The following is a 23,577-nucleotide window of genomic DNA, read 5'->3' as shown; positions in this document are numbered from 1 at the left end:
CTCAGGTCACGTCGTCATAACCGTTGACCCGGTCCCGGGTCGTCTGCTCGGGCACGGAGGCCACGGGCTCGACGGGATCGATGTCCTCGGGGGTGAGATCCAGGTCCGAGGCCTCGTCGTCGGCGGGGCCCATGGCCTCGAGACGGCGCTTGCGGCGGTCGTTGAGCAAGGACACGACGACCGCGGCGAAGTACAGGATCCAGATCGGCCCCGCGAGCGCGAGCATGGTCAGCGGGTCGGTGCTCGGCGTGGCGATGGCCGCGAACAGTGTGATGCCCATGATCATGCCGCGCCACCAGCCGAGCATCCGCCGGCCCGTGAGGACACCGGTGAAGTTGAGCATCACCAGCAGCAGCGGCAGCTCGAAGGAGAGGCCGAAGACGATCACCATGCGGGTGACGAGGTCCAGCAGGTCGTCCAGCGGCAGCAGGTTGTCGACGTTGGACGGCGTGAAGGTGAGGAGCACCTCGGCGGTGGTCGGCAGCACCGCGTAGGCGAAGTAGGCGCCGGCCAGGAAGAGCGGGAAGCCCGTCGCGACGAACGCGTAGGCGTACTTCCTCTCGTGCCGGTGCAGGCCCGGCGCGACGAAGGCCCACAGCTGATACAGCCAGACCGGGGCGGCCAGTACGACACCGGCCATCAGCGAGACCTTCAGCGCCAGCGTGAACGGCGTGAGCAGACCGTTGATCGTGATCTGCGCGCACGGCTCCTCGCTGTCCGAGCGGGCGAGCTCCGCGAAGGACTTCTCGCACCCGACCGACTTGAAGACCGGCTCGGTGAAGAAGTTGATGATGTCGTTGTAGAAGAAGGCTGCGACGACCGTCACGGCGATGATGGCCAGCAGGGCCTTCGCGAGCCGGTTGCGGAGCTCACGAAGGTGCTCCGCGAGGGGCATCCGCCCCTCGGGATCCTTCTCCTGTTTGCGGGCAGGCTTCAGCAACCCACGTTCCCATCTCGTGCGGCGGGCCGGTGGTCACCGGCCCTGCGTCAGCGCTTGGTCGTGTCCGTCGGCTCCGCCACCGGGCGGGCGCTGGTCACGTCGCCGGGGGCGGCCTGGATGGTGCGCTGCGCGGAGGGCTCCTCCGGGGGAGCCGGCGGGTCGGCGGGGGCGGAGGACTTGTCGTCCTTCATCGCCTTGGCCTCGCTCTTGAGGATGCGGGCCGACTTGCCGAGCGACCGCGCCATGTCCGGGAGCTTCTTGGCGCCGAACAACAAAATGACGACGACGAGGATGAGAATCAACTCGGGAGCGCCGATCTTGCCACCGAACATAAGTCTTTACCTTCTCACCGAGGCTGCTGGGGGTGGGATGCCGTCCGACCAGACCGTCCGACCAGTCGGACACGCGTCCGAACGATCGTGTCGTCAGCGATCGTAACGCTCGGGGGTGAACGTGAGGCAATCCCCGTGCGTACTCCCGTCCGCGGTCCGGGCCTCGTCTCCGGGCCGCGATCAGCAGCGTACCTGCCACGCCCCACCACCCGACAGGCCGAACCCCGCCCACCCCCGGCGAGCCTGCTTCTTCCACAGCCTGCGGGCAGCCGTGCCACTGAGACAGTTCCTCGGCCCCGCAGCCTGCGGGCAGCCGCACCATAGAGACAGTTCCTCGGCCCCGCAGCCTGCGGGCAGCCGCACCATAGAGACAGTTCCTCGGCCCCGCAGCCTGCGGGCAGTCGTGCCGCTGGGGCGGCACGGGTGGGCGCAGGCGGCACCCCCTCCAGCGGGCAGCGCACCAGTTCCTCGCCCCCGCCGCCCCTTCCCGTCCCCGGGGCTGCGCCCCAGCCCCATCGGCCCTGAACGGGCCTTGTCCTCAAACGCCGGACGGACTGCGGGCTTGAGCAGCGGACGGGCTGGGGGTGGGCATCGGCCCCGCGGGCCGGACTTCGGGTGCGGGTGGGCGGGCTACAGCGCTTCCGCCGACCGAGCCGTACTGCTCGCCGCCCGCTCCAGCTCCTCCGCCGCGCGGCCGATCCGGCCGGCCGAGTCCGCGACCTGTCTCCCCAGCCGCTCCGCCTCCACGAAGACCCGGACGGCGAGAACCGCGAGCACCAGCAGACCCAGAAACCCCACGACAACAGCGAACATCGGCCAGAACATGACGCGAGCCTAGACCGTCGAGTGCAGCCGCAGCGTACGCACCCCGCCACCGGTCAGCAGTTCCACGATCCGCTCCCCCGCCGGCTTGCGGACGGCCACCCCGCACTCGGGGCAGGTGAAGGAGTAGAAGGTCGTACGGCTGCTCGCCCCGATGGCGAGCCGCAACGCACTGGCGGCGAGTTCGAACCGCTCCCGGCAGTCCGGGCACCCCGCCCTGAACAGCACCGGGGCCACGCTTCTCATCCCCGCGAACGCGGACGCCGCCGTCATGCCCCGTGTACCGGACGTCGCCGACTCGCTCAAAGCCCTCGCTCCTGCCTGTCGTCCTGCCCGTCCCGCACCCTGCGCGGGGGCGGTCATCCCGCCGCCTCGACCCCGTCGTACGCCGCGAGCGCCTCACGCGCCGCCTGCCGGGCGCTGTCGGCCAGCGCCTGCGGCGCGACGATGCGGCCGTCGCGGCCCAGCCGCAGGGCCAGCCGTCTGAGCGAGGCCGGCTCGGGGGTGCGCAGAGTGATACGCAGCCCGCCGTCGGGAAGCTCATCCGCGCTGTCGTGCGGGTAGTACTCGGCGACCCAGCGCCCGCCCGGTCCGACCTCCACCACGACCTCGGGGTCCTCCGCCGCCGGCTGCACCAGCCCTTCCGACAGATCCCGCAGCTCGACCTCGGGCGGCGCGGACGGCTCGTCGAGGATGCGGATCTCGGCGACCCGGTCGAGCCGGAAGGTGCGGCGTGCCTCGGAGCGGCGGCACCACGCCTCGACGTACGTATGACCGACGCTGACCAGGCGGATCGGGTCGATCTCCCGCTCGGTGACCTCGTCACGGGCGGGCGAGTAGTAGCGGATCCACAGTCTGCGGCGCTCGGCGATGGCCCGGTCGACGTCCGCGAAGACGCCGCCCTCCGACTCGAAGGTCACCGACAGCCGGGAGCTGGCGCCGGCCGCCTCACCGGCCGAGGTCTCCACCTTGGCGGTGGCCCGCAGCAGCGCCTGCCGGTCGCTCTCGCGCAGTCCGGGCAGGGTGGCCACGGCGCGGGCGGCGACCAGCAGGGCGGTGGCCTCGTCGGCGGCGAGCCGCAGCGGCTCGGCCGCCTCCGCGCCGAGGGCGGCCGGGTTGTGCCACCAGATGCGCTCACCGTCGGTGTCGATGTCGAGCAGATCGCCGCCGCGGAAGCTGGTGCCGCACATGGGCAGCACATCGAGGTCGGAGACCAGCTCGTCCTCGGTGATGCCGAAGGCGCGCGCCACGTCCTCGATCCGCGCGCCGGGACGCTCCCGCAGATAGGTGACCAGGGAGAGCATCCGCCGGGTCTGGTCGATGGCGTTCACGGGCCTGACCGGTTTGCCTGCCACGTTCTTGTCCGCTCCCCCTCAGCCCTTGGCCACGGCACGCAGCCGGTCCACCACGTCGGCCCGCAGCTCGGCGGGCTCCAGAACGACCACGTCCGGCCCGAACTCCACCAGCCAGGCGTCCAGCCCGTGCCCGTACGGAATCTCCAACTCGTCCCAGCCGTCGCCGAGTTCCCGCACCGCGGTGGCCTTCGCCCGCAGGGGGTAACCGGCGTCGGAACGCAGCCGGATCCGCGCCGAACGCTCCGCGCTCTCCCCCGCCCAGCTCGCCACGGTCTCCCGTACGGTGACGACGTCCGGCACCGGGACGGTGAACCGTCCGCTGCGCGAGCGCACCTTCCCGGTGATCCGGGACAGCCGGAAGACGCGCTCGGCGCCCCGGTCGCGGTCCCAGCCGGCCAGATACCAGTGGCCGCGCCAGCACTCCAGCGCCCACGGCTCGACATGCCGCTGGCCGGGCTGCGCGGCGTTGGCCTTGCGGTAGTCGAAGACGACCGGCCGACGGTCGCGACAGGCCAGCATCAGCGGCTCGAACGCGGCCTCGTGCACGGGGATGCGCGGCTCCAGCGCGCCATGGGCGCCGTACGGGTCGACGTCCTCGGGCAGTCCGGCCGCCCGCAGCTTCTGCAGGGCGCCGCTGGCCGCTCCGGCGAGCCGGGCCTGCTGCCACACCTTGGCGGCGAGCCCGAGCGCGGCGGCCTCCTCGGCGTCGAGGGTGATGGGCGGCAGCCGGTTGCTGTCGCGGCGGGCGAGATAGCCGACCTCGCCGTCGACGTTCTCCACGGTCTCGATGACGAGTCCGAGTTCGCGCAGATCGTCCTTGTCGCGCTCGAACATGCGGTTGAAGGAGTCGTCCGAGCCCGCCGCGCCGATTCCCGGCCTGAAGGCCTCGACGTACGCCTCGATGGAATCCCGCAGCTCACGCTTGCTGAGCGGCCGCCGCGTCCCGAGCAGACACAGCGCCAGATTCATCAGCCGCTCGGCCTTGGCAATGGCCATCGACCCGCTTCGCCTCCCTATGGTGCTTACGAGCGATGACCGTACCGCCCCGAGGTGGCGCGGTAAAAGCCGGAGGCCCATGCCCGGACAGGCATGGGCCCCGGATGATCGGCTCCGGTCGGATCAGACGCCGAGCAGGTCGACCACGAAGATCAGGGTCTCACCGGGCTTGATCGCCGGGGTGGGGCTCTGGTCGCCGTAGGCGAGGTGCGCGGGGATGGTCAGCTGACGGCGGCCGCCGACCTTCATGCCCTGCACGCCCTGGTCCCAGCCCTTGATGACCCGGCCGCCGCCCAGCGGGAAGCGGAAGGGGGTGCCACGGTTCCAGCTGGCGTCGAACTCCTCGCCCGTGCTGAAGGCGACCCCGACGTAGTGCACGGTGACGGTCTGGCCCGCCTGCGCCACCTCGCCGTCGCCCTCCCAGATGTCCTTGATCTCGAGGTCCGCCGGGGGCTCGCCGCCCGGGAAGTCGATCTCGGGCTTGTCGCTGCTCACGTCTAACGCTCCTGCTTGTCTGCGGAAAGGCGAACACGCACAGTCTTACATCCTCGAGGCGTCACAGCTTCGCGAGGATGTCGACCGAGAAGACGAGGGTCGAGTCCTTCTTGATGCCGCTGCCCTGCGGGGGGTTGTCGCCGTAGCCCAGCTCCGGCGGGATGACGATGAGGACCCGGCTGCCGACCTTCTTGCCGGTCAGTCCCTGCGCCCAGCCCTTGACGACCTGCTGGAGCGAGAACGACGTCAACTGCCCCCGGGCGTACGTGGAGTCGAACTCCTTGCCGCCGTCCCACAGCACGCCCTTGTACTGGACCAGGACACTGCTGTCGGCCGCGACCTTCTCGCCGTCGCCCTCGATGACATAGCTGGACACCAGCTTCTTCGGGGCGTCCTCGTCGGGCACCTCGATGGAGGGCGCCTTGCCGTCGGTGTTGGTGCCGACCTTGGGCAGGGCGGTGTCGTCCTGGGCGACGTCGGTGCCCTTGGCGGAGCTCTTGGCGTTGTACGAGTCCTCGATGTCGACCACGAACACCAGGGTGTCGGTGCCCTTGATGCCCGCCTGCGCGTTGCCCTGCTCGCCGTAGCCCCAGGTGGACGGGACGGCCATCTGGACGCGGCTGCCGGCCTTCTTACCGGTCAGCGCGTACCGCCAGCCGTCGATGATGGTGCCCTGGGCGAGCTGGATGGCCAGCGGGGCCTTGCGGTCGTAGGAGTTGTCGAAGACCTTCGCGGTGCTCCACACCTGGCCGAGGTAGTGGGCCACCACGAAGTCGTTCTCCGCGACCGTCTTGCCGTTGCCCGCGATGACCGTCTTGACCGCGAGGTCCTTGGAGGGGTCGCCGCTGCCCTTGGCCACCGTCGGCTTCTCCCCGAACTTCGTGCCCGCCGTGATCGCCGGCAGCGGTCCGTCGACGATCTTCGGCGAGGGCGCCGCGGACGTCTGGGGCGCCGAGGGGGAGGCGCTGTCGCTGGCCTTGCCCGAGTCGGACTTGTCGTCGCCGCACGCGGCGAGCGTGGCCAGTCCGGCGGGAACGGCAATGAGAAGTGAGCGTCGGCGCACGGTGGGGGCCTCGTAATCGTCGATCTTGTGGATGGCGTCCGCGCAACTCTACGGCGTGAGAAGGGCGCCGCACGGTGTAACGTACGGCGCCCGTGTGACGTTCCGGGAATTTCGGGATCTCCCGGTGGAACGTCTCTCTCACATTCCGGCGATCAGCTTCTCCACGCGTTCGTCCACCGAGCGGAACGGGTCCTTGCACAACACGGTGCGCTGGGCCTGGTCGTTGAGCTTGAGGTGCACCCAGTCGACGGTGAAGTCCCGGCGCTGCTCCTGGGCCCGCCGGATGAAGTCGCCGCGCAGCCGGGCCCTGGTGGTCTGCGGGGGAACGGACTTGCCCTCGAAGATCTTCAAATCATTGCAGATCCGGGCCGCTTGTCCCTTTTTCTCCAGCAGGTAGTACAGGCCCCGCCGGCGGTGGATGTCGTGGTAGGCGAGGTCTATCTGCGCGACCCTCGGGTGCGACATGGTCATGTTGTGCTTGGCCCGGTACCGCTCGAGGAGCTTGTACTTCATGACCCAGTCGATCTCGGTACCGATACGGTCGAGGTCCTCGGCCTCGATCGCGTCCAGCGTCCGGCCCCACAGCTCCAGCACCTGCTCGACGGTGCCCGTGCGGATGCCGCGGCGCTCGCAGAAGTCCACCGCCTTCTCGTAGTACTCGCGCTGCACGTCCAGGGCGGACGCCTCCCGGCCGCTGGCCAGGCGCACCTTGCGCCGTCCCGTGATGTCGTGGCTGACCTCGCGGATCGCCCGGATCGGGTTCTCCAGCGTGAGGTCGCGCATCACGGTGCCCGCCTCGATCATGCGCAGCACCAGGTCGGTGGCGCCGACCTTGAGCAGCATGGTCGTCTCGGACATGTTGGAGTCGCCCACGATGACGTGCAGCCGCCGGTAGCGCTCGGCGTCCGCGTGCGGTTCGTCGCGCGTGTTGATGATGGGCCGCGAGCGGGTCGTCGCCGAGGAGACGCCCTCCCAGATGTGCTCGGCCCGCTGGCTCACGCAGTACACGGCGCCGCGCGGCGTCTGCAGCACCTTGCCGGCGCCGCAGAGGAGCTGTCTTGTCACCAGGAACGGGATGAGGATGTCCGCGAGCCGCGAGAACTCCCCGTGCCGGGCCACCAGATAATTCTCGTGGCATCCGTACGAGTTGCCCGCGGAGTCGGTGTTGTTCTTGAAGAGGTAGACGTCGCCCGCGATTCCCTCCTCGTGCAGGCGTCGTTCGGCGTCCACCAGGAGTCCTTCGAGAATGCGCTCGCCGGCCTTGTCGTGGGTGACCAGTTCGGTCACGTTGTCACATTCCGGCGTTGCGTATTCCGGATGTGATCCCACGTCGAGATAGAGGCGGGCGCCGTTCCGCAGAAAGACATTGCTGCTGCGGCCCCATGACACGACACGGCGGAAGAGGTACCGCGCCACCTCGTCAGGCGACAGGCGGCGCTGTCCCCTGAACGTGCACGTGACGCCGTACTCGTTCTCCAGCCCGAAAATGCGGCGGTCCATGAGGGAACATTACGCCCGATCACCCGACCTGAAACGAGGTTCGACAGCACGATTTGGATCATTTTCCGAACCGGCCGCAACAACCGCTCGCCCGGCGGGAACTGCCAATACCCGTCCGGTGGCGATCAAAACCAGCAGCGACACGCCGCCCGCGACGCCCGGCACCGCGAAGCCCCACAGCGCCCCGCCCGCCTCGACGACCGGACCGGTCAGGCCCGTGCCGACCGACGCGCCGACGGTGAAGGTCGTCACCAGCCAGGAGAACGCCTCCGTGACGGTCCCGCGCGGGGCGTGCCGGTCCACGAGCACGAAGGCACAGGCGATGGCCGGCGCCAGGAAGAGTCCCGCGACCACGGTGAGCAGCGTCATGGCCACCGGGCCGGGCATCAGCATCAGCGGCAGGTAACACACCGCCAGAAGTGCCACGAGCACCCGCAGTCGCCGCGCGGGTTCACCGGCCCACTGCCGCGCCCCGTACGCCATGCCGCCGATCAGGGCGCCCAGCCCGATCCCCGCCATCAGCCAGCCGTACACCCGGTCGCCGCCGTGCTCGTCCGCGTACGTCAGGGCCGCGACGGTGATGGAGCCCAGCGCCATGCCGACGGCCAGGAAGGCTCCCAGCAGCGCGAGCAGCCCCGGGGAGCGCAGCGCGCCCAGCCAGTGCGCCTCGCGCGGCGCGGACCGCCACGCGCGCGAGGGCGGCGACACGACGACGGAGAGCGCGCCCAGCACCCCGATGACGTTCAGTACGAGCAGTGCGGCCTGCGCGGACCACAAGGAGGCGCACACCGTCACCAGGAGCGGCCCGGCGGTGAACATCACCTCCTGGGCGACGGCGTCCATGGCGTACGCCCGGTGGACGTGGTCCTCCTTGGGCAGCACGGAGGACCACAGGGCCCGCAGACCGCCCTCCAGGGGCGGCGAGAAGAGCCCCGCCGCGGCCACCGCGCCGTACGCCACCACCGGTGAGCCGGTGCCCGTGAAGGCGAACACGGCCATCGCCAGCGCCGACAGCACGGCGGCGGGCAGTTGCACCCGCGGCTGCCCGCGCAGATCCACCAGCCGCCCCAGCACCGGCTGCCCCACGGCGTTGGCGACGCCGTACACCGCCGCCAGCGCGCCGGCCAGGCTGTACGTGCCGCCCTCCGCGCGCACGAACAGCACGATCGCGATGGCGGCGGTCGCGTTGGGCAGCCGTCCCACGAGCGTGCCCACGAGCAGCCGGGTGGCGTGCCGCGCCCGGAGGATCTCCAGGTACCCCGTGGCCATGCGGGCCTCTCCTCTGTAGGTTTTACGTATAACTTCGTTCTCCATACGTACCATGTCGGCTGTTCACCAGTCCAGACGAAGGAGCGGCACGACGATGCCCCGAGCCGGCACCCGCCCCACGAGCCGGGACGTCGCCCAGGCCGCCGGTGTCTCCCAGGCCGCGGTCTCCCTGGTCCTCGGCGACAAATGGCGCGGCCGGGTCTCCGAGGCCACGGCGGAGCGTGTCCGCGAGGCCGCGCGCACACTGGGCTACCGGCCCAATCTGGCCGCCCGCAATCTCCGCCTGGGCCGCACCCGTACGGTCCTGCTGGTCGTCCCGGCGCTCACCACGGAGTTCTTCGCGGGTGTCTACACGGGTGCGGCCCGGGTGGCCTCCCGGCACGGCTTCGGCGTGGTGCTCTATCCCTCCCCCGAGGGCATCGGTCCCGCCCGCGACCCCTTCGCGTCCGCCCAGGCGGCCCTGGACGGCGTGATCGCCTCCTCCATGGCCGCGGAGGCGCTCACCGCGATCCGCGGCGAGGCGCTGCCGCTGGTGATGCTGGACAGCGATCCCACGGGCAGTGTGGGCGCGGCCACGGTCAATCTCGACATCGCCGACGGCGTCCGCCAGGTCACGGATCACCTGCTGGCCCTGGGGCACCGCAGGTTCCTGCATCTGGCGGCCGATGTGGCGTCCTGGACCTTCGAGGTGCGCGCGCGGGAGCTGGCGGCGCGGCTGGAGGATGTGCCGGGTGCGTCGTTGCGCACGGCGCGGGCGCCTCTCTCGATCAAGGGGGCGGAGGCGGCGGCGGAGGCGGCGCTGTCCGTCGCCGCGGACCGGCCCACGGCCGTGGTGTGCGACGACGACCATCTGGCGGCCGGCACGTACAAGGCGGCGCGGCGGCTGGGGTTGCGTGTGCCGGAGGATCTGTCCGTCACGGGGCTGGACGATCTGGCTCTCGCGAGCGCGATCGATCCGGAGCTGACGACGGTGCGGCTGGACGCGGAGCTGTTCGGTGAGCGGGGGATGGAGGCGCTGCTGGCGGTCCTGGAGGGCCGCGCGCCCGCCTCCGGCGACATCCCGGTCGAACTGGTCCTCCGCGCCTCCACGGGCCCACCGCTGCCTTGACCCCCACGCCGGGCCCCAGTTGCCGCACCTGCTGGGCGGGGCGGATCACGCAGCCCGGCGCCAACGGGGTGCCGTCGCGCCCACCCGTGCGACGGGATCGGGCCGTGGCCCGGTATGGCGGCGGGGCGGGGGTGTCGCGCAGCCCGGCGCCTGCGGGGTGCCGTCGCGCCCACCCGTGCCGCCCCAGCGGCACGACTGCCCGCGGCTGGGCGGGGTGTGCGGCAGTGGGCGGGGCGGGGGTGGCCGCCCGCAGTGGCTGGCGCGTCCACGCCCGCACCGATACCAACCAGCACAGTCGCGCCAGTCCGAGGACGGACACCGCCGCCCCGGCACCGCACCACCCACCACCCGTAGGCGCTGCACCAGCCCCCACCCAACCGGCAGCTGCGCCGCAGGCGTCAGGCGGGACCCGTCACTCGACGTCTCCGCCGGAGTCCGTCTCCGGGTCCGCGTCCGCGTCCGCGTCCGTCGGGGACACCGTCTCCGCGCCCCCGGCCTCCAGGAGCCGCGACAGCGGCCCCCCGCTGATCCGCCGGAACTTCCGCTTCTGCGGGCGTGTGCGGTCCAGCACCGCCACCTCCAGCCGCTCCGCGGGAATCTCCCGCTCGCTCCCGTTGGTGTCACGCGACAGCGCCTGCACCGCCAGCCTCAGCGCCTGGGCCAGCGTCATCCCGTCCCGGTGCCGCTGGTCCAGGTACCCGCTGATCTGCTCCGCGTTGCCGCCCACCGCCACCGAGCCGTGCTCGTCCACGATGGACCCGTCGTGCGGCAGCCGGTAGATCTGGTCGAACTCCGGGGTCTCCCCGACCTCGGCCACCACCAGCTCCACCTCGTACGGCTTCTCCCCCACGCTCGAGAAGATCGTCCCCAGGGTCTGCGCGTACACGTTCGCCAGGCCCCGGGCGGTCACATCGTCCCGGTCGTAGGTGTAACCCCGCAGATCGGCGTACCGCACGCCGCCGATCCGCAGGTTCTCGTACTCGTTGTACTTACCGGCCGCGGCGAACCCGATCCGGTCATAGATCTCGCTGAACTTGTGCAGCGCGCGGGACGGGTTCTCACCGACGAACACGATCCCGTCGGCGTACTGCAGCACCACAAGGCTGCGACCACGGGCGATGCCTTTACGGGCGTACTCCGCCCGGTCCGCCATCGCCTGCTGGGGTGAGACATAGAACGGCGTCGACACCGGTTATCCGTCCCTTTCTGTCGAAGTCACTGGACCACCAATCAACCGAACAACCCGCCCGCGCCGCCTACAGCAGCGAGGCCCGCGGCCCGTCCGGCTGCTCCAGCCGCCGCTCCAGCACCGACCGGGCGATGTCGGACGACTCGTCCTCGGTGAGCCGGCGGAAGCCGTCATCGGTGATCACGGTGACGATCGGATAGATCCGGCGGGCGACATCGGGACCACCGGTCGCCGAGTCGTCGTCTGCCGCGTCGTACAGCGCCTGCACCACCAGTGTGGTGGCCTCGGCCTCACTCAGATCGTCCCGGAACAGCTTCTTCATCGCACCGCGCGCGAAGATCGAGCCGGACCCGGTCGCGGCGTACCCGTGCTCCTCGGAACGCCCGCCCGTGACGTCGTAGGAGAAGATCCGTCCCTTCTCCCGGTCCACGTCGTACCCGGCGAACAGGGGCACCACGGCCAGCCCCTGCATCGCCATGCCCAGGTTCGAGCGGATCATCGTCGACAGCCGGTTCGCCTTGCCCTCCAGCGACAGCTGCGCGCCCTCGACCTTCTCGAAGTGCTCCAGCTCCAGCTGGAACAGCTTCACCATCTCCACGGCGAGACCGGCCGTACCGGCGATCCCCACCGCCGAGTACTCGTCGGCCGGGAACACCTTCTCGATGTCCCGCTGCGCGATGACGTTCCCCATGGTGGCCCGCCGGTCACCGGCGAGAACCACCCCGCCGGGGAACGTCACACCGACGATCGTCGTGCCGTGCGGCGCCTCGATCACACCCTTCACGGGCGGCAACGACCTCTTGCCCGGCAGCAGTTCCGGCTGCTGCTCGGAGAGGAAGTCCATGAAGGAGGAGGACCCCGGCGTCAGGAAGGCAGCCGGCAGACGCCCGGTGCTACGAGTGTTCGCTTCCACGAAGTTCCTTCCAGGTAGGCGGCTGCCCGACGAACAGCGTCGGGATCGTCTCCCAACTTGCCGATGGCCGAATTGCAGTTGAAGCACAGTACGCCACGGACCCTACCCGCCCTGCGGCAATGATCCACATGTACGGCGAAGGCTTTCGGGCGGCTCTCGCGGCCCGCCCCCGGGAGCGCGAACGCTGCCCGCGGCCGGCCGATCCCGCACCACGGACAGCGCTCCACGCCGTCTTCGACTCTCACCCCGGACGCCGCCGCAACCTTCGGTCCGAAGGTTACTGGCCGCCCTTTTGAACGAATGAGCGAACGAAATCCTCGGCGTTAGCCTCGAGTACGTCGTCGATTTCGTCCAGAACGTCGTCGACGTCCTCGTTCAGCTTCTCCTGCCGCTCCTTGAGGTCCTCCGAGGCCTGCGTCTCCGCCGCCTGCTCCTCGACCTCCTCGGTCGACCGGGTGGCCTTCTGCTGTCCGCCGCCGGTGTCCTTGGTCGCCATCACCCTCACCCCGCTCGGTTCGCCCGACACACTTGCTCGGTCAAGATCAGACCCTACTCGCCGGGTCCGACAACGCCCCCGCAGTTGCTCCAACGTACGGGGACCACCTCGATGATTCCCGGACCCGGTGCTTTCCACCCTGTCCGGCCGGCCCTTCCCGGGTACCCCCGGTACCCGCTCAGTTCCCCGACAACACCCTGACCAGGTCTTCCGCCGTACGGCACCGGTCCAGGAGCTCCTTGACGTGATTACGCGTTCCGCGAAGCGGTTCCAGGGTTGGGACCCGCTGCAGCGAGTCCCGGCCCGGCAGATCGAAGATCACCGAGTCCCAGGAGGCCGCCGCGACGTCGTCCGCGTACTGCTCGAGACAGCGCCCGCGGAAGTACGCGCGGGTGTCCTCCGGAGGCGCCGTGCGCGCCCGCTCGACGTCGTCCTCGTCCAGCAGCCGCTTCATCCGCCCGCGGGCCACCAGACGGTTGTACAGCCCCTTCTCCGGGCGTACGTCGGCGTACTGCAGGTCCACGAGGTGCAGCCGGGCGGCGTCCCAGTCCAGACCGTCCCTGCGCCGGTAGCCCTCCATGAGCTCCCGCTTGGCGACCCAGTCCAGCTCACCGGCCAGACTCATCGGATCGTTCTCCAGCCGCGTGAGCGTGTCCTCCCAGCGTCCGAGGACGTCCCTGGTCTGCTCGTCGGCGTCGGCCCCGAAGCGCTCCTCCACGTACTTGCGGGCCAGCTCGTAGTACTCCATCTGGAGCTGTACGGCGGTCAGCGTCCGCCCGCTGCGCAGCGTGACGAGCCGCTTCAGCGTGGGATCGTGCGAGACCTGGTGCAGCGTGCGCACCGGCTGGTCGACGGCCAGGTCCACCGCGATGAACCCGTCCTCGATCATGGACAGCACCAGCGCGGTCGTGCCCAGCTTCAGATACGTCGAGATCTCGGACAGATTCGCGTCGCCGATGATCACATGCAGCCGCCGGTACTTCTCGGCGTCCGCGTGCGGTTCGTCGCGCGTGTTGATGATGGGCCGCTTGAGGGTCGTCTCCAGGCCCACCTCGACCTCGAAGTAGTCCGCCCGCTGGCTGAGCTGGAAGCCGTGCTCATGGCCGTCCTGGCCGATACCCACGCGGCCGGCGCCGGTGAAGACCTGCCGGGAGACGAAGAACGGCGTCAGGTGGCGCACGATGTCCGAGAAGGGCGTCTCCCGCTTCATCAGGTAGTTCTCGTGCGTGCCGTAGGACGCGCCCTTGTTGTCGGTGTTGTTCTTGTACAGGTGGATCGGCTGGGCGCCGGGGAGCTGGGCGGCCCGTTCCGCCGCCTCGGCCATGATCCGCTCACCGGCCTTGTCCCACAGGACGGCGTCGCGCGGGTTGGTGACCTCGGGGGCGCTGTACTCCGGATGGGCGTGGTCCACGTAGAGCCGTGCGCCGTTGGTGAGGATCACGTTGGCCAGGCCGATGTCCTCGTCGGTGAGCTGGCTGGAGTCGGCGGCGTCACGGGCGAGGTCGAAGCCTCGCGCGTCCCGCAGCGGATTCTCCTCCTCGAAGTCCCAGCGGGCCCGGCGGGCCCGGTGCATCGCCGCCGCGTAGGCGTTCACGATCTGGGACGAGGTGAGCATGGCATTGGCGTTGGGATGGCCGGGGACGGAGATGCCGTACTCCGTCTCGATGCCCATTACTCGCCGTACGGTCATGCGGCCCTCCTTGCCCGGCGGCGTCCCCGGTCGGGGACGCTGCTGTACCGCCGGCGCTCCGGTGCGTGTGCGGTGCCCGTCCCCGCACTGCGCGACTCGGCGATACGGAAGAGCCTAGAACGCCTTTGCGCTGGTGGGGAGATCATTTGCGTCATTGCTGTGCTCCAACGGTGGCCCTAAAAGCAATCGGCTGCGGGTACCCGTCGGGGGCACCCGCAGCCGCCCTGGCTTTTACAGGTACTGACCGGTGTTCGCCACCGTGTCGATGGAGCGTCCGGTGTCCGCGCCCTGCTTTCCGGTGATGAGCGTACGGATGTAAACGATCCGTTCGCCCTTCTTTCCGGAGATGCGGGCCCAGTCGTCCGGGTTGGTGGTGTTGGGCAGGTCCTCGTTCTCCTTGAACTCGTCCACGCAGGCCTGGAGCAGGTGGGAGACGCGGAGACCCTTCTGGTTCTTTTCCAGGAAGTCCTTGATCGCCATCTTCTTGGCGCGGCCCACGATGTTCTCGATCATGGCGCCGGAATTGAAGTCCTTGAAGTAGAGGACTTCCTTGTCGCCATTGGCGTAGGTGACTTCCAGGAAGCGGTTTTCCTCGGATTCTGCGTACATCTGTTCCACGGCGGTCCTGATCATGCTCTGGACCGTCATGGACCGGTCGCTGCCGTGCTCGGTGAGGTCGTCGCCGTGCAGCGGGAGGCGTTCGGTGAGGTACTTGCCGAAGATGTCCTGGGCGGCCTCGGCGTCGGGACGCTCGATCTTGATCTTCACGTCGAGCCGGCCGGGGCGCAGGATGGCGGGGTCGATCATGTCCTCACGGTTCGAGGCGCCGATCACGACCACGTTCTGCAGGCCCTCCACACCGTCGATCTCGGCGAGCAGCTGGGGGACGATGGTGTTCTCCACGTCCGAGCTGACGCCGGAGCCGCGGGTGCGGAAGAGGGACTCCATCTCGTCGAAGAAGACGATGACGGGGGTGCCCTCGCTGGCCTTCTCCCGGGCCCGCTGGAAGACCAGGCGGATCTGCCGCTCGGTCTCGCCGACGTACTTGTTCAGCAGCTCGGGGCCCTTGATGTTGAGGAAGAAGCTCTTGCCGGCGGCCACGCCGGTGACCTCGGCGACCTTCTTGGCCAGCGAGTTCGCGACGGCCTTGGCGATGAGCGTCTTTCCGCATCCGGGAGGCCCGTAGAGCAGCACGCCCTTGGGCGGCCGCAGTTCGTGCTCCTTGAACAGGTCCGGGTAGAGGTACGGCAGCTCGACCGCGTCGCGGATGGCCTCGATCTGGCCGCCGAGGCCGCCGATCTGCTCGTAGCCGATGTCGGGGACTTCCTCGAGGACGAGTTCCTCGACCTCGCTCTTGGGGACGACCTCGTAGACGTAGCCCGAGCGGGGCTCCATGAGCAGGGCGTCACCGGGGCGGATGGTGACGTCCAGCAGCGGCTCGGCAAGCCGCACCACCCGCTCCTCGTCGGTGTGCCCGAGCACGAGGGCCCGCTCGCCGTCCTCGAGGATCTCCTTGAGGGTCACGATGTCGCCGACGCGCTCGAAGGCCATGGCCTCGACCACGTTGAGCGCTTCGTTGAGCATGACTTCCTGGCCGCGCCGGAGCTCGTCGAGCTCGACGCCGGGGCTGACGTTCACCCGCAGTTTGCGGCCGCCGGTGAAGATGTCGGCCGTGCCGTCCTCGTTCGCCGTGAGGAAGACTCCGAAGCCTGCCGGTGGCTGTGCGAGCCGGTCGACCTCCTCCTTGAGTGCCACGATCTGGTCGCGGGCCTCACGGAGTGTGCCCGCGAGTCGTTCATTCTGGGCGGACACGCCGGCCAGGTTGGTCTGCAGCTCGACGATCCGCTCTTCGAGAATCCTCGTGTGTCGCGGAGAGTCGGCGAGCTTGCGTCGCAGGACGGCGATCTCCTGCTCAAGGTAGGCAATCTGCCCGGCCGGGTCGTCGGACCCGCGTCCTGGGCGGATGCCGCGGTTCATGTCGTCGTCGTGGGCTGCCACGGTCCTCACCTCCTCCAAGGGGAGCTGGACGCTTCCAGACCCTACCTGGGCGGGTGTCGATTGAAACCCCTAGATCACAAAGACGGTCGGGGTGTGTCCGATCTTCACCCTTGCGCTCTCCCTCACGCCAGGGGAATACCCACCGAGGATGATCGGAACCCCGGCGAAGGTAGGGTCGAAGTGTTCAACACCCGTCGGAGCTGGCCGGATTCCCGTCCGGCCCGACACAGGAGACGGCAGGAGAGATGAGCGTGCAGCAGGAGGCCGGTGTCGGCGGCGAGGCCCTGGAGGTCTGGATCGACCAGGACCTGTGTACCGGTGACGGCATCTGCGCCCAGTACGCGCCCGAGGTGTTCGAGCTGGACATCGACGGTCTGGCCTATGTGAAGAGCGCGCAGGACGAGTTGCTGCAGGACAGGGGGGCGACGACGCCGGTCCCGCTGCCGCTGCTCACGGATGTGGTCGACTCGGCGAAGGAGTGCCCGGGCGAGTGCATCCACGTCCGCCGGGTTTCGGACAGCGTCGAGGTGTACGGCCCGGACGCCGGGTGACCGGTTTCGCACGGTACGTCATGCCTGTCTGATTTCTCACACGCGGCACACGCGCCGTGCGCGGGACGTGCGTGCCCCGCGCACACCCGGGCGGTCAGACGCTCTTCGCCGCGGAGGGGGCGGAGCGTACGAACGCGCCGTTCTCCCAGCGCCACTTCACGCTCTCGTGCACATCGGGGCAGCAACTGGGCACATCGGACGCGGAGTAGCCGTAGAGGGTCGCGATGACCTCCCCGTCGCGTACGGCGAAGTCGTCGACGTTGTTGCGGTCCGCGGGGTCGACGAGGGTGGCCACCACGCGCGTCTCGCCGCTGTCCGCGCCCTGGGTGAGGACGTAGACGCCGTCGGGCGGGGTGCCCATCGGGGAGTCGCAGTGGACGACGGCCACCGTCTCCGGGCGGCCGTCACCGTCGAGGTCGCCGGAAGCCCTCTTCTTCACGACGGTCTTCAGCCGGCCGCAGTCGAGGGGGAACTCGGCGGCCGCGGGGTCGGGGGCGGTGTGCGCCGGGGCGCTCTTCGTCTGCGGTCCGGGCGGCGGGGCCGCGGTGGCGGCGTCGGGCTGGAGGACCGAGGAGAAGGCCACGACACCGGCGAGGGCCGTGGCCGTGGCGACCCAGTGGATGGGCCGGGTGCGCGTGTGGGCGAGCTCCGGGACAACGGAAGGCTGCACTAGGAGTGTCTCCTGTGAGGGCTGTGCCGGTGGGGGTGGCCAGCATCGTGCCACACGTCACAGGGGAGAGGGAACGGCGGGGTGGGCGGTACCGGTGCGGGGGGCCGGGAGCACGGGGTGCCGCCGGTTCAACGTGAAGGCGCCGTGGCGCAGTTCCCGGTGGTGGTCGGGAACTGCGCCACGGCGCCCGTGCGTTGCCGGAAGGGACGGACCGCGTCAGCGGGCGGCGCCCGCGTCGGCGTTCGGTCCCGAGTAGTCCTCGCCGTAGGCGCCCTTGGCGGGGCGGCGTCGGCGCATCGGCGGCTCGACTCCGTCGGCGAGGCGGCGGGCGGTGAGCAGGAAGCCGGTGTGGCCGATCATCCGGTGGTCCGGGCGGACGGCCAGGCCCTCGATGTGCCAGTTGCGGATCATCGTCTCCCAGGAGGTCGGCTCGTTGAAGCAGCCGATCTCGCGGATGGACTCCACGGTCCGGGCGAGCTGGGTGGTGGTGGCGACGTAGCAGCAGAGGATGCCGCCCGGGACGAGTGCCTTGGAGACGGCCTCCAGGCACTCCCAGGGGGCGAGCATGTCGAGGATGACCCGGTCGACGTCGCCGTCGGACAGGTTGTCCTGGAGGTCTCCCACGGTGAGCTGCCAGGCGGGGTGCGGGCCGCCGAAGTAGCGCTCGACGTTCTGCCGGGCGATGTCGGCGAAGTCCTCGCGGCGCTCGTAGGAGTGCAGCATGCCCTGGTCGCCGATGGCGCGCAGCAGGAAGCTGCTCAGCGAGCCGGAGCCGACGCCGGCCTCGACGACGCGTGCGCCGGGGAAGATGTCGGCGAAGGCGAGGATCTGCCCCGCGTCCTTCGGGTAGACGACGGCTGCCCCGCGGGGCATGGACAGGACGTAGTCGGGGAGCAGGGGGCGCAGCGCGAGGTAGGCGACGTTCCCGGTGGTGCGGACGACGCTGCCCTCGGGAGCACCGATCAGTTCGTCGTGGGGGAAGGAACCCTTGTGGGTGTGGAAGTTCTTCCCGGCCTCGAGCGTGAACGTGTAGTGGCGGCCCTTGGGGTCGGTCAGCTGAACCTGGTCCCCGACCTTGAAGGGCCCGCGCCTGCGGGCGGCACCGGTCGGTTCGGACATGTGACCAGCCTACCGGTCCCCGGACGGGCCGCCGACCACGGGCAAACCGGTCAGCTGGGCCTGGCCATGGCCTTCACGAAGGCGCGCTCGACGTCGGCCGCGGACAGGACGCCGTAGATCTCGCCGGTGTCCTCGACCACGAGGTACTCGGTGGCGGGGGTGGCCCGCAGGGCGTCGAGGAGGTCCTCTCCGGCGAGCTCGGCGGAGACGTGCATGCCGTCGGTGATGTCCTGGGCGAGTCCGCCGACCGGTACCCAGGGGCGTCGGTGCTCGGGTACGCCGACGATGGCGGCCTCGCGGACCAGGGAGAGGGGGACGCCGTCGGGGTCGACGACGACGAGCGCGCGGGCGCCCGCCGCGTTGGCGCGGCGCAGGGCCTCGGAGAGGGGGGTTTCCGTCTCGACGGGCACCGCGCGGCGGGTGAGGTTGCGGGCGCGCAGCTCCGGGAGGTGCTCGCGGAGCCGGGCCATGCGCAGGCTGTTGCCGGCGCCGGTCCAGATGATCGCGGCGAGGATGGCGGCGAGCAGGGCGTCCATGACCGTGTCCATGCCCACGTTGTCCACGGCGTCGGAGCCGAGGACGCCGGACTGGGTGAGCAGCGGGAGGCCGATCAGGACGGCGACGGCGAGGGCGCGGCCGACCCAGGCGGCGGCGATGGTGCCGGTCATGGGTTTGCCGCTGATGGCCCAGACGACGGCGCGGAGCATCCGGCCGCCGTCGAGCGGGAGGCCGGGCAGCAGGTTGAAGACGGCCACGATGAGGTTGGAGATCATCAGGCCGGCCAGCAGGACGCCGGGGACGCTGCTGGGGTCGACGGCGAGCAGCGCGAGGTAGAACAGGCCGGACAGGACGAGGGAGAGCAGGGGGCCGACGAAGGCCAGCACGAACTCGCGTCCGGGGGTCTCGGCCTCCTTCTCGATCTCGGAGACGCCGCCGAAGAACTGGAGCTGGATACGGCGCACCGGGAGTTTGAAGCGGAGGGCGGCGATGGTGTGGGCGAGCTCGTGGACGAGGACGGAGGCGTAGAAGGCGACCGCGAAGAAGAGGGAGACGAGATAGCTGACGGCGCCGAGCTCGGGCAGTACGCGGTCGATCTGTCCGCCGAACACCCAGGTGATGAGGATGGCGACGAGGAACCAGCTGGGCGCCACGTATACGGGCACGCCGAAGGGGCGGCCCATCAGCAGGCCGCCGCGCTGCTTCTCCTGCGGGCGCTGGGGCGGTGGCGTCCGGCCGGTGCCGGAGTGGGCGAGGTGGCGTCCCGTGCCGGTCTGGGCGGGGGGCGGCGGCGGTTTCTCCCGCTCCTCGCCGTCAGGACCGGCATCCGGAACAGGGGGGTCCGGTTCCGTGGCCGGGGGCCGCGGTTCCTCGGGGGCGGCGGGCCGTTCGTCGGTGGGGTGGCCGGGCTCGGCAGGGGGTCGAGTGCCCGTCCGGTCGGGCGACTCGTCGTTGCCGGGCCGCGGCTGTCCGCGCCCGCCGCTTACGTCCACCGGTGTCCCCTCGCTCGCTGCGTCTCCCGCGCCTGCCGGGCGGGAGGGTCTCGTGTCGATGGTATGCGGCCAGTGCCGCGTGTTCCGCCCCGGCACCCTGTCTCTGCTCTCCTTCCCCTTCCCTCTCACCTGTCACCCGCCGCTGTGCGCTCGTGGTGGCGGCCGGTCGCGTACGCGCTGTCGGTGGCGGGCCGTAGGGTCTGGGGCATGGAGACGAGCATCGAGGGTGGGGAGCGGGCCGGCGCCGGCCCGGTCGCAGAGGGTGTACGAGCGGACACGGCCACCGCCATGGCGCCTTCCTCGCTGTCGCCCTCGCGTGCGAGCGACTTCATGCAGTGCCCGCTGCTCTACCGGTTCCGGGTGATCGACAAGCTGCCGGAGAAGCCGAGCGAGGCGGCGACCAGGGGCACGCTGGTGCACGCGGTGCTCGAGCGGCTCTTCGACGCGCCGGCCGCCGACCGGACCGCGCCGCGGGCCAAGTCGCTGATCCCGGGTCAGTGGGACCGGCTGCGGGAGAGCAGGCCGGAGGTCGTGGAGCTGTTCGCCGACGATCCGGAGGGCGAGCGGCTCGCGCGCTGGCTGGCGGAGGCGGAGCGGCTGGTCGAGCGTTGGTTCTCGCTGGAGGATCCGAGCCGGCTGGAGCCCGCCGAGCGGGAGCTGTTCGTCGAGACGGAGCTGGAGACCGGGCTGCGGCTGCGCGGCATCATCGACCGGGTGGACGTCGCGCCGACGGGCGAGGTGCGGATCGTCGACTACAAGACGGGCAAGGCGCCCCGGCCGGAGTACGCCGAGGGCGCGCTGTTCCAGATGAAGTTCTACGCCCTGGTGGTGTGGCGGCTGAAGAAGGTGGTCCCGCGCCGGCTGCAGCTGGTGTATCTCGGCAGTGGTGACGTGGTGACGTACGACCCGGTGCTCGCGGATCTGGAGCGGGTGGAACGCAAGCTGCTCGTACTGTGGGACGCGATCCGGCTGGCGACCGAGACGGGTGACTGGCGTCCGCGTCCCACCAAGCTGTGCGGCTGGTGCGATCACCGGGCACACTGCCCGGAGTTCGGGGGCACTCCCCCGCCGTATCCGCTGCCGGTGAGGGCGCCCGAGTCCGGCGGGGGCCCGGAGGGCAGAATGGGTGCGGACTAGCGAAGGAGACTTACGTGGCCATCCGCGTCCTACTGGTCGACGACCAGCCGCTGCTGCGTACCGGGTTCCGGATGATTCTGGAGGCCGAGCAGGATCTCGCGGTCGTCGGCGAGGCCGGGGACGGCCTCCAGGCCCTGGACCAGGTGCGGGCGTTGCAGCCCGATGTGGTGCTGATGGACATCCGCATGCCGCGGATGGACGGGGTGGAGGCGACCCGGCAGATCACGGGGCCCGAGCGGGACGGGCCGGCGAAGGTGCTGGTGCTGACGACGTTCGATCTCGACGAGTACGTGGTGGAGGCACTGAAGGCGGGGGCCAGCGGCTTCCTGCTGAAGGACGCCCCCGCCCATGAGTTGGTACAGGCGATCCGTGTGGTGGCCGCCGGGGAGGCGATGCTCGCGCCGAGCATCACGCGCCGGCTGCTGGACAAGTACGCCACGCATCTGCCGTCCGGCGACGAGCCGGTGCCGGACACCCTGCACACGCTGACCGAGCGTGAGGTCGAGGTGCTGAAGCTGGTGGCACGCGGGCTGTCGAACGCGGAGATCGCCGCGGATCTGTTCGTCAGCGAGACCACGGTCAAGACGCACGTGGGCCATGTGCTGACCAAGCTGGGGCTGCGCGACCGGGTGCAGGCCGCGGTGTACGCCTATGAGAGCGGGCTGGTGCGTCCCGGCGCGCAGTAGTCCGGCCCGGCGGTCGAACGACGAGGGCGCCCTCCCGGTCGGGAGGGCGCCCTCGTCGTGTCGCTACGGTGTCGACCCAACAGCCGGGATCAGCCGCTGACGCCCCGTCCGAGCTCCCAGAGCTGGAGCGTGGAGGACGAGTTGAGCGCGTAGGCGGTGCCGGTGATGCCGTCGCGGGCGGCGACGTACTGCTTGCCCTGCCACAGCGGGAGCACCGGGACGTCGTTGGCGACGATGTTCTGGATCTCCGTGAGGCTGTCGGAGGCGGACAGCCGGTCGGCCTGGCGGCGCGACTCGGGGATCAGTTCCTTGATGATCTTGGTGTTGGCGTAGGGCGAGCTGAGGAAGTTGTCCTTGTCCAGGAACGGGGCCGTGAAGGCGTCCGCGTCCGGGAAGTCGGGGAACCAGCCCATGCCGTAGACGTCGTACTTCTCGTTCTGGGCGGCTGTCTTGTACTTGTTCCAGGTCTCGCTCTTGATGTCGGTCTCGAACAGACCGCTGTCGTTGAGCTGCTTGCTCAGCTGCTCGAACTCCGTCTTGGCGGCGGGGCCGTAGTGGTCGTGCGTGTAGTGCAGGGTCAGCTTCACCGGGAGGCTGACGCCGGCTTCCTCCATCAGCCCGCGGGCCTTGGCCACGCTCGGGTCGCCGTACACGTTGAAGAACGCGTTGGAGTGACCGGTGACACCGGCGGGGACGAGCGAGAACAGCGGCTGGGCCTGGGAGCCGTAGACGTTGCCGACCAGCTCGCTGCGGTTGATGAGCTGGGCCATCGCCTGGCGGACGGCCTTGTCCTTCACGGAGGGGGCCTCGGTGTTGAAGGCCAGGTAGCGGATCTCCAGACCGGGCGACTCGACCAGCTCGATCTCGTCGTCGGTGGCGGTGCCGAGCTCCTGGATCTGCTCCGGCGACATGGTGCGGGTCATGACGTCGACGTCGCCCTTCTGCAGCGCGTCGCCCATGTCTTCGGCACTGTCGTAGGAGACCATCTCGACCTTGTCGTTGTTCACCTCCAGAGCGCCCTTGTAGGAGGGGTTCTTGGTGAAGGTGGCACTGACCATCGTGCCGTCCTCGACCTTGCTCTTCAGCGTGTACGGGCCGGAGGCGTCGATCTCGAAGCCTTCGCGCAGCTTGTTCTTCTCGTAGTCGTCCGGGTTGACGATGCCGGCGACCGGAGTGGACAGCTTGTACGGGAAGGTGGCGTCGGCGCTCTTGAGGTGGAAGATCACCTCGCGGTCGCCCTGCGTCTCGACGGTGTCGATGGTGGACAGCAGCGCGAACACACCACTGTCGCCCTTGATCTCGAGGGCGCGCTCGATGGAGAACTTCACGTCCTCCGCGGTGATCCCGTCGCCGTTCGAGAACTTCAGGCCGTCACGCAGGGTGCAGCTGTAGCGCTCGTTGCCGGCGTCGGTGAATCCGCACGACTCGGCGGCCTCGGGCACCGGCTCACCGTCACCGCGGGGCTGGACCATCAGGGTCTGCACGGTCTGCCGCAGGATGTTCCAGGTACCGACGTCGTAGGCCCAGGCCGGGTCGAGGGGCGCGGGGCCGTCCTCCTTGGATGCGGTGAACCGGTCCGTGGTGCCCACGACGATCGCGTCGCCGTCTCCGCTCCCGCCCTCGGTGTCGCCGCAGGCGGCGAGCACCGGCGCGAGCAGGCCCATCGCGGCCGCCAGCACCAAAGTCTTGCGGTTCATGCTCGAGTTTCTCCAGGACTGTCGACTCCGTGTATCCGGCATGCGGGGGTGTCGCGGCGGA

The 23,577-nt window shown here is 70.1% G+C and carries 23 protein-coding genes and 1 pseudogene; 4 read left to right on the top strand and 20 right to left on the bottom strand.

The genetic code is table 11. The annotated features are described in order from the left end of the window. Window position 1: 1 nt before the first annotated feature. The 10 genes from tatC to ACGFR9_RS15685 form a co-directional block, all read right to left on the bottom strand. The gene (tatC, locus tag ACGFR9_RS15730; protein WP_393207958.1) at window positions 2–940 is read right to left on the bottom strand and encodes a twin-arginine translocase subunit TatC; all 939 of its coding nucleotides are present in this window, start codon (window positions 938–940) and stop codon (window positions 2–4) included. A 47-nt stretch (window positions 941–987) separates the two neighbouring features. Further along, on the bottom strand, window positions 988–1,272 hold the full coding sequence (tatA, locus tag ACGFR9_RS15725; protein WP_311645698.1) for a Sec-independent protein translocase subunit TatA: 285 nt from the start codon (window positions 1,270–1,272) through the stop codon (window positions 988–990). Window positions 1,273–1,902: 630 nt separating this feature from the next. Then, window positions 1,903–2,097 carry a hypothetical protein gene (locus tag ACGFR9_RS15720; RefSeq protein WP_393207954.1) on the bottom strand — a complete coding sequence of 65 codons (195 nt, stop codon included), beginning with the start codon at window positions 2,095–2,097 and terminating at the stop codon, window positions 1,903–1,905. A gap of 9 nt (window positions 2,098–2,106) precedes the next feature. Beyond that, entirely contained in the window at window positions 2,107–2,400 is a 294-nt protein-coding gene (locus ACGFR9_RS15715; protein ID WP_030225358.1) for a hypothetical protein, read from the bottom strand. Window positions 2,401–2,453: 53 nt separating this feature from the next. Then, window positions 2,454–3,449 (bottom strand): WYL domain-containing protein, encoded by a 996-nt coding sequence (locus ACGFR9_RS15710; protein WP_311645702.1) that lies wholly within the window; start codon window positions 3,447–3,449, stop codon window positions 2,454–2,456. Window positions 3,450–3,467: 18 nt separating this feature from the next. Then, the gene (locus tag ACGFR9_RS15705) at window positions 3,468–4,445 is read right to left on the bottom strand and encodes a helix-turn-helix transcriptional regulator (RefSeq protein ID WP_393207950.1); all 978 of its coding nucleotides are present in this window, start codon (window positions 4,443–4,445) and stop codon (window positions 3,468–3,470) included. Window positions 4,446–4,568: 123 nt separating this feature from the next. Beyond that, the gene (locus tag ACGFR9_RS15700) at window positions 4,569–4,940 is read right to left on the bottom strand and encodes an FKBP-type peptidyl-prolyl cis-trans isomerase (protein ID WP_311710743.1); all 372 of its coding nucleotides are present in this window, start codon (window positions 4,938–4,940) and stop codon (window positions 4,569–4,571) included. A gap of 61 nt (window positions 4,941–5,001) precedes the next feature. Then, window positions 5,002–6,003 carry an FKBP-type peptidyl-prolyl cis-trans isomerase gene (locus ACGFR9_RS15695; RefSeq protein ID WP_393207947.1) on the bottom strand — a complete coding sequence of 334 codons (1,002 nt, stop codon included), beginning with the start codon at window positions 6,001–6,003 and terminating at the stop codon, window positions 5,002–5,004. A 138-nt stretch (window positions 6,004–6,141) separates the two neighbouring features. Then, a complete protein-coding gene (pafA, locus tag ACGFR9_RS15690; RefSeq protein ID WP_030225367.1) occupies window positions 6,142–7,503 on the bottom strand; it encodes a Pup--protein ligase in 1,362 nt (453 codons plus the stop codon). A gap of 9 nt (window positions 7,504–7,512) precedes the next feature. After that, window positions 7,513–8,772: an MFS transporter gene (locus ACGFR9_RS15685; protein ID WP_393207944.1), complete on the bottom strand. Its 1,260-nt coding sequence runs from the start codon at window positions 8,770–8,772 to the stop codon at window positions 7,513–7,515. A gap of 94 nt (window positions 8,773–8,866) precedes the next feature. On the opposite strand from ACGFR9_RS15685, the gene ACGFR9_RS15680 reads away from it, so the two are divergent. Beyond that, window positions 8,867–9,880 (top strand): LacI family DNA-binding transcriptional regulator, encoded by a 1,014-nt coding sequence (locus ACGFR9_RS15680; RefSeq protein ID WP_393207941.1) that lies wholly within the window; start codon window positions 8,867–8,869, stop codon window positions 9,878–9,880. Window positions 9,881–10,292: 412 nt separating this feature from the next. Here the strand turns inward: ACGFR9_RS15680 and prcA are convergent, their stop codons facing one another. The 6 genes and pseudogenes from prcA to arc form a co-directional block, all read right to left on the bottom strand. Next, a complete protein-coding gene (prcA, locus tag ACGFR9_RS15675) occupies window positions 10,293–11,069 on the bottom strand; it encodes a proteasome subunit alpha (RefSeq protein WP_393207938.1) in 777 nt (258 codons plus the stop codon). 67 nt (window positions 11,070–11,136) lie between these two features. Beyond that, the gene (gene prcB / locus ACGFR9_RS15670; RefSeq protein WP_393207935.1) at window positions 11,137–11,982 is read right to left on the bottom strand and encodes a proteasome subunit beta; all 846 of its coding nucleotides are present in this window, start codon (window positions 11,980–11,982) and stop codon (window positions 11,137–11,139) included. After that, window positions 11,934–12,128 (bottom strand): annotated as a pseudogene (locus ACGFR9_RS15665) (endonuclease domain-containing protein); the annotation flags it as partial. The gene prcB and the pseudogene ACGFR9_RS15665, both read right to left, overlap by 49 nt. Window positions 12,129–12,259: 131 nt before the next feature. Then, window positions 12,260–12,478 carry a ubiquitin-like protein Pup gene (locus tag ACGFR9_RS15660; protein ID WP_030225373.1) on the bottom strand — a complete coding sequence of 73 codons (219 nt, stop codon included), beginning with the start codon at window positions 12,476–12,478 and terminating at the stop codon, window positions 12,260–12,262. A 178-nt stretch (window positions 12,479–12,656) separates the two neighbouring features. Then, window positions 12,657–14,168, bottom strand: coding sequence for a depupylase/deamidase Dop (dop, locus tag ACGFR9_RS15655; protein WP_393207932.1), 1,512 nt, complete (start codon window positions 14,166–14,168; stop codon window positions 12,657–12,659). A gap of 231 nt (window positions 14,169–14,399) precedes the next feature. Then, window positions 14,400–16,166 (bottom strand): proteasome ATPase, encoded by a 1,767-nt coding sequence (gene arc, locus ACGFR9_RS15650; RefSeq protein ID WP_030225377.1) that lies wholly within the window; start codon window positions 16,164–16,166, stop codon window positions 14,400–14,402. 245 nt (window positions 16,167–16,411) lie between these two features. Between arc and ACGFR9_RS15645 the strand changes: the two genes are divergently transcribed. Further along, entirely contained in the window at window positions 16,412–16,717 is a 306-nt protein-coding gene (locus ACGFR9_RS15645; protein WP_030225380.1) for a ferredoxin, read from the top strand. Between the two features lie 94 nt (window positions 16,718–16,811). Here the strand turns inward: ACGFR9_RS15645 and ACGFR9_RS15640 are convergent, their stop codons facing one another. The 3 genes from ACGFR9_RS15640 to ACGFR9_RS15630 form a co-directional block, all read right to left on the bottom strand. Continuing rightward, entirely contained in the window at window positions 16,812–17,387 is a 576-nt protein-coding gene (locus ACGFR9_RS15640; RefSeq protein WP_393207928.1) for a hypothetical protein, read from the bottom strand. Between the two features lie 216 nt (window positions 17,388–17,603). Beyond that, window positions 17,604–18,506, bottom strand: a complete 903-nt coding sequence (locus ACGFR9_RS15635) for a tRNA (adenine-N1)-methyltransferase (protein WP_030225384.1) — start codon at window positions 18,504–18,506, stop codon at window positions 17,604–17,606. 50 nt (window positions 18,507–18,556) lie between these two features. Further along, window positions 18,557–19,996, bottom strand: coding sequence for a site-2 protease family protein (locus ACGFR9_RS15630; RefSeq protein ID WP_393207925.1), 1,440 nt, complete (start codon window positions 19,994–19,996; stop codon window positions 18,557–18,559). 207 nt (window positions 19,997–20,203) lie between these two features. Between ACGFR9_RS15630 and ACGFR9_RS15625 the strand changes: the two genes are divergently transcribed. Continuing rightward, window positions 20,204–21,133, top strand: a complete 930-nt coding sequence (locus ACGFR9_RS15625; RefSeq protein ID WP_393207922.1) for a RecB family exonuclease — start codon at window positions 20,204–20,206, stop codon at window positions 21,131–21,133. Between the two features lie 14 nt (window positions 21,134–21,147). Next, entirely contained in the window at window positions 21,148–21,819 is a 672-nt protein-coding gene (locus ACGFR9_RS15620) for a response regulator transcription factor (RefSeq protein ID WP_311645721.1), read from the top strand. A gap of 89 nt (window positions 21,820–21,908) precedes the next feature. On the opposite strand, the gene ACGFR9_RS15615 is transcribed toward ACGFR9_RS15620, so the two are convergent. Then, entirely contained in the window at window positions 21,909–23,516 is a 1,608-nt protein-coding gene (locus ACGFR9_RS15615; protein ID WP_393207919.1) for an ABC transporter substrate-binding protein, read from the bottom strand. Between the last annotated feature and the right edge of the window lie 61 nt (window positions 23,517–23,577).

Source organism: Streptomyces sp. NPDC048584, assembly GCF_043199595.1.
Taxonomy (GTDB): domain Bacteria; phylum Actinomycetota; class Actinomycetes; order Streptomycetales; family Streptomycetaceae; genus Streptomyces; species Streptomyces edwardsiae.
This window is presented reverse-complemented; position numbering and strand designations above follow the sequence as displayed.

What these genes read in the sequence shown, in the direction of transcription:
- tatA (WP_311645698.1), bottom strand. Translation starts at nt 1,272, where the DNA reads ATGTTCGGTGGCAAGATCGGCGCTCCCGAGTTGATTCTCATCCTCGTC.
- ACGFR9_RS15720 (WP_393207954.1), bottom strand. Translation starts at nt 2,097, where the DNA reads ATGTTCTGGCCGATGTTCGCTGTTGTCGTGGGGTTTCTGGGTCTGCTG.
- ACGFR9_RS15705 (WP_393207950.1), bottom strand. Translation starts at nt 4,445, where the DNA reads ATGGCCATTGCCAAGGCCGAGCGGCTGATGAATCTGGCGCTGTGTCTG.
- pafA (WP_030225367.1), bottom strand. Translation starts at nt 7,503, where the DNA reads ATGGACCGCCGCATTTTCGGGCTGGAGAACGAGTACGGCGTCACGTGC.
- ACGFR9_RS15685 (WP_393207944.1), bottom strand. Translation starts at nt 8,772, where the DNA reads ATGGCCACGGGGTACCTGGAGATCCTCCGGGCGCGGCACGCCACCCGG.
- ACGFR9_RS15680 (WP_393207941.1), top strand. Translation starts at nt 8,867, where the DNA reads ATGCCCCGAGCCGGCACCCGCCCCACGAGCCGGGACGTCGCCCAGGCC.
- ACGFR9_RS15660 (WP_030225373.1), bottom strand. Translation starts at nt 12,478, where the DNA reads ATGGCGACCAAGGACACCGGCGGCGGACAGCAGAAGGCCACCCGGTCG.
- dop (WP_393207932.1), bottom strand. Translation starts at nt 14,168, where the DNA reads ATGACCGTACGGCGAGTAATGGGCATCGAGACGGAGTACGGCATCTCC.
- ACGFR9_RS15645 (WP_030225380.1), top strand. Translation starts at nt 16,412, where the DNA reads ATGAGCGTGCAGCAGGAGGCCGGTGTCGGCGGCGAGGCCCTGGAGGTC.
- ACGFR9_RS15635 (WP_030225384.1), bottom strand. Translation starts at nt 18,506, where the DNA reads ATGTCCGAACCGACCGGTGCCGCCCGCAGGCGCGGGCCCTTCAAGGTC.
- ACGFR9_RS15625 (WP_393207922.1), top strand. Translation starts at nt 20,204, where the DNA reads ATGGAGACGAGCATCGAGGGTGGGGAGCGGGCCGGCGCCGGCCCGGTC.
- ACGFR9_RS15615 (WP_393207919.1), bottom strand. Translation starts at nt 23,516, where the DNA reads ATGAACCGCAAGACTTTGGTGCTGGCGGCCGCGATGGGCCTGCTCGCG.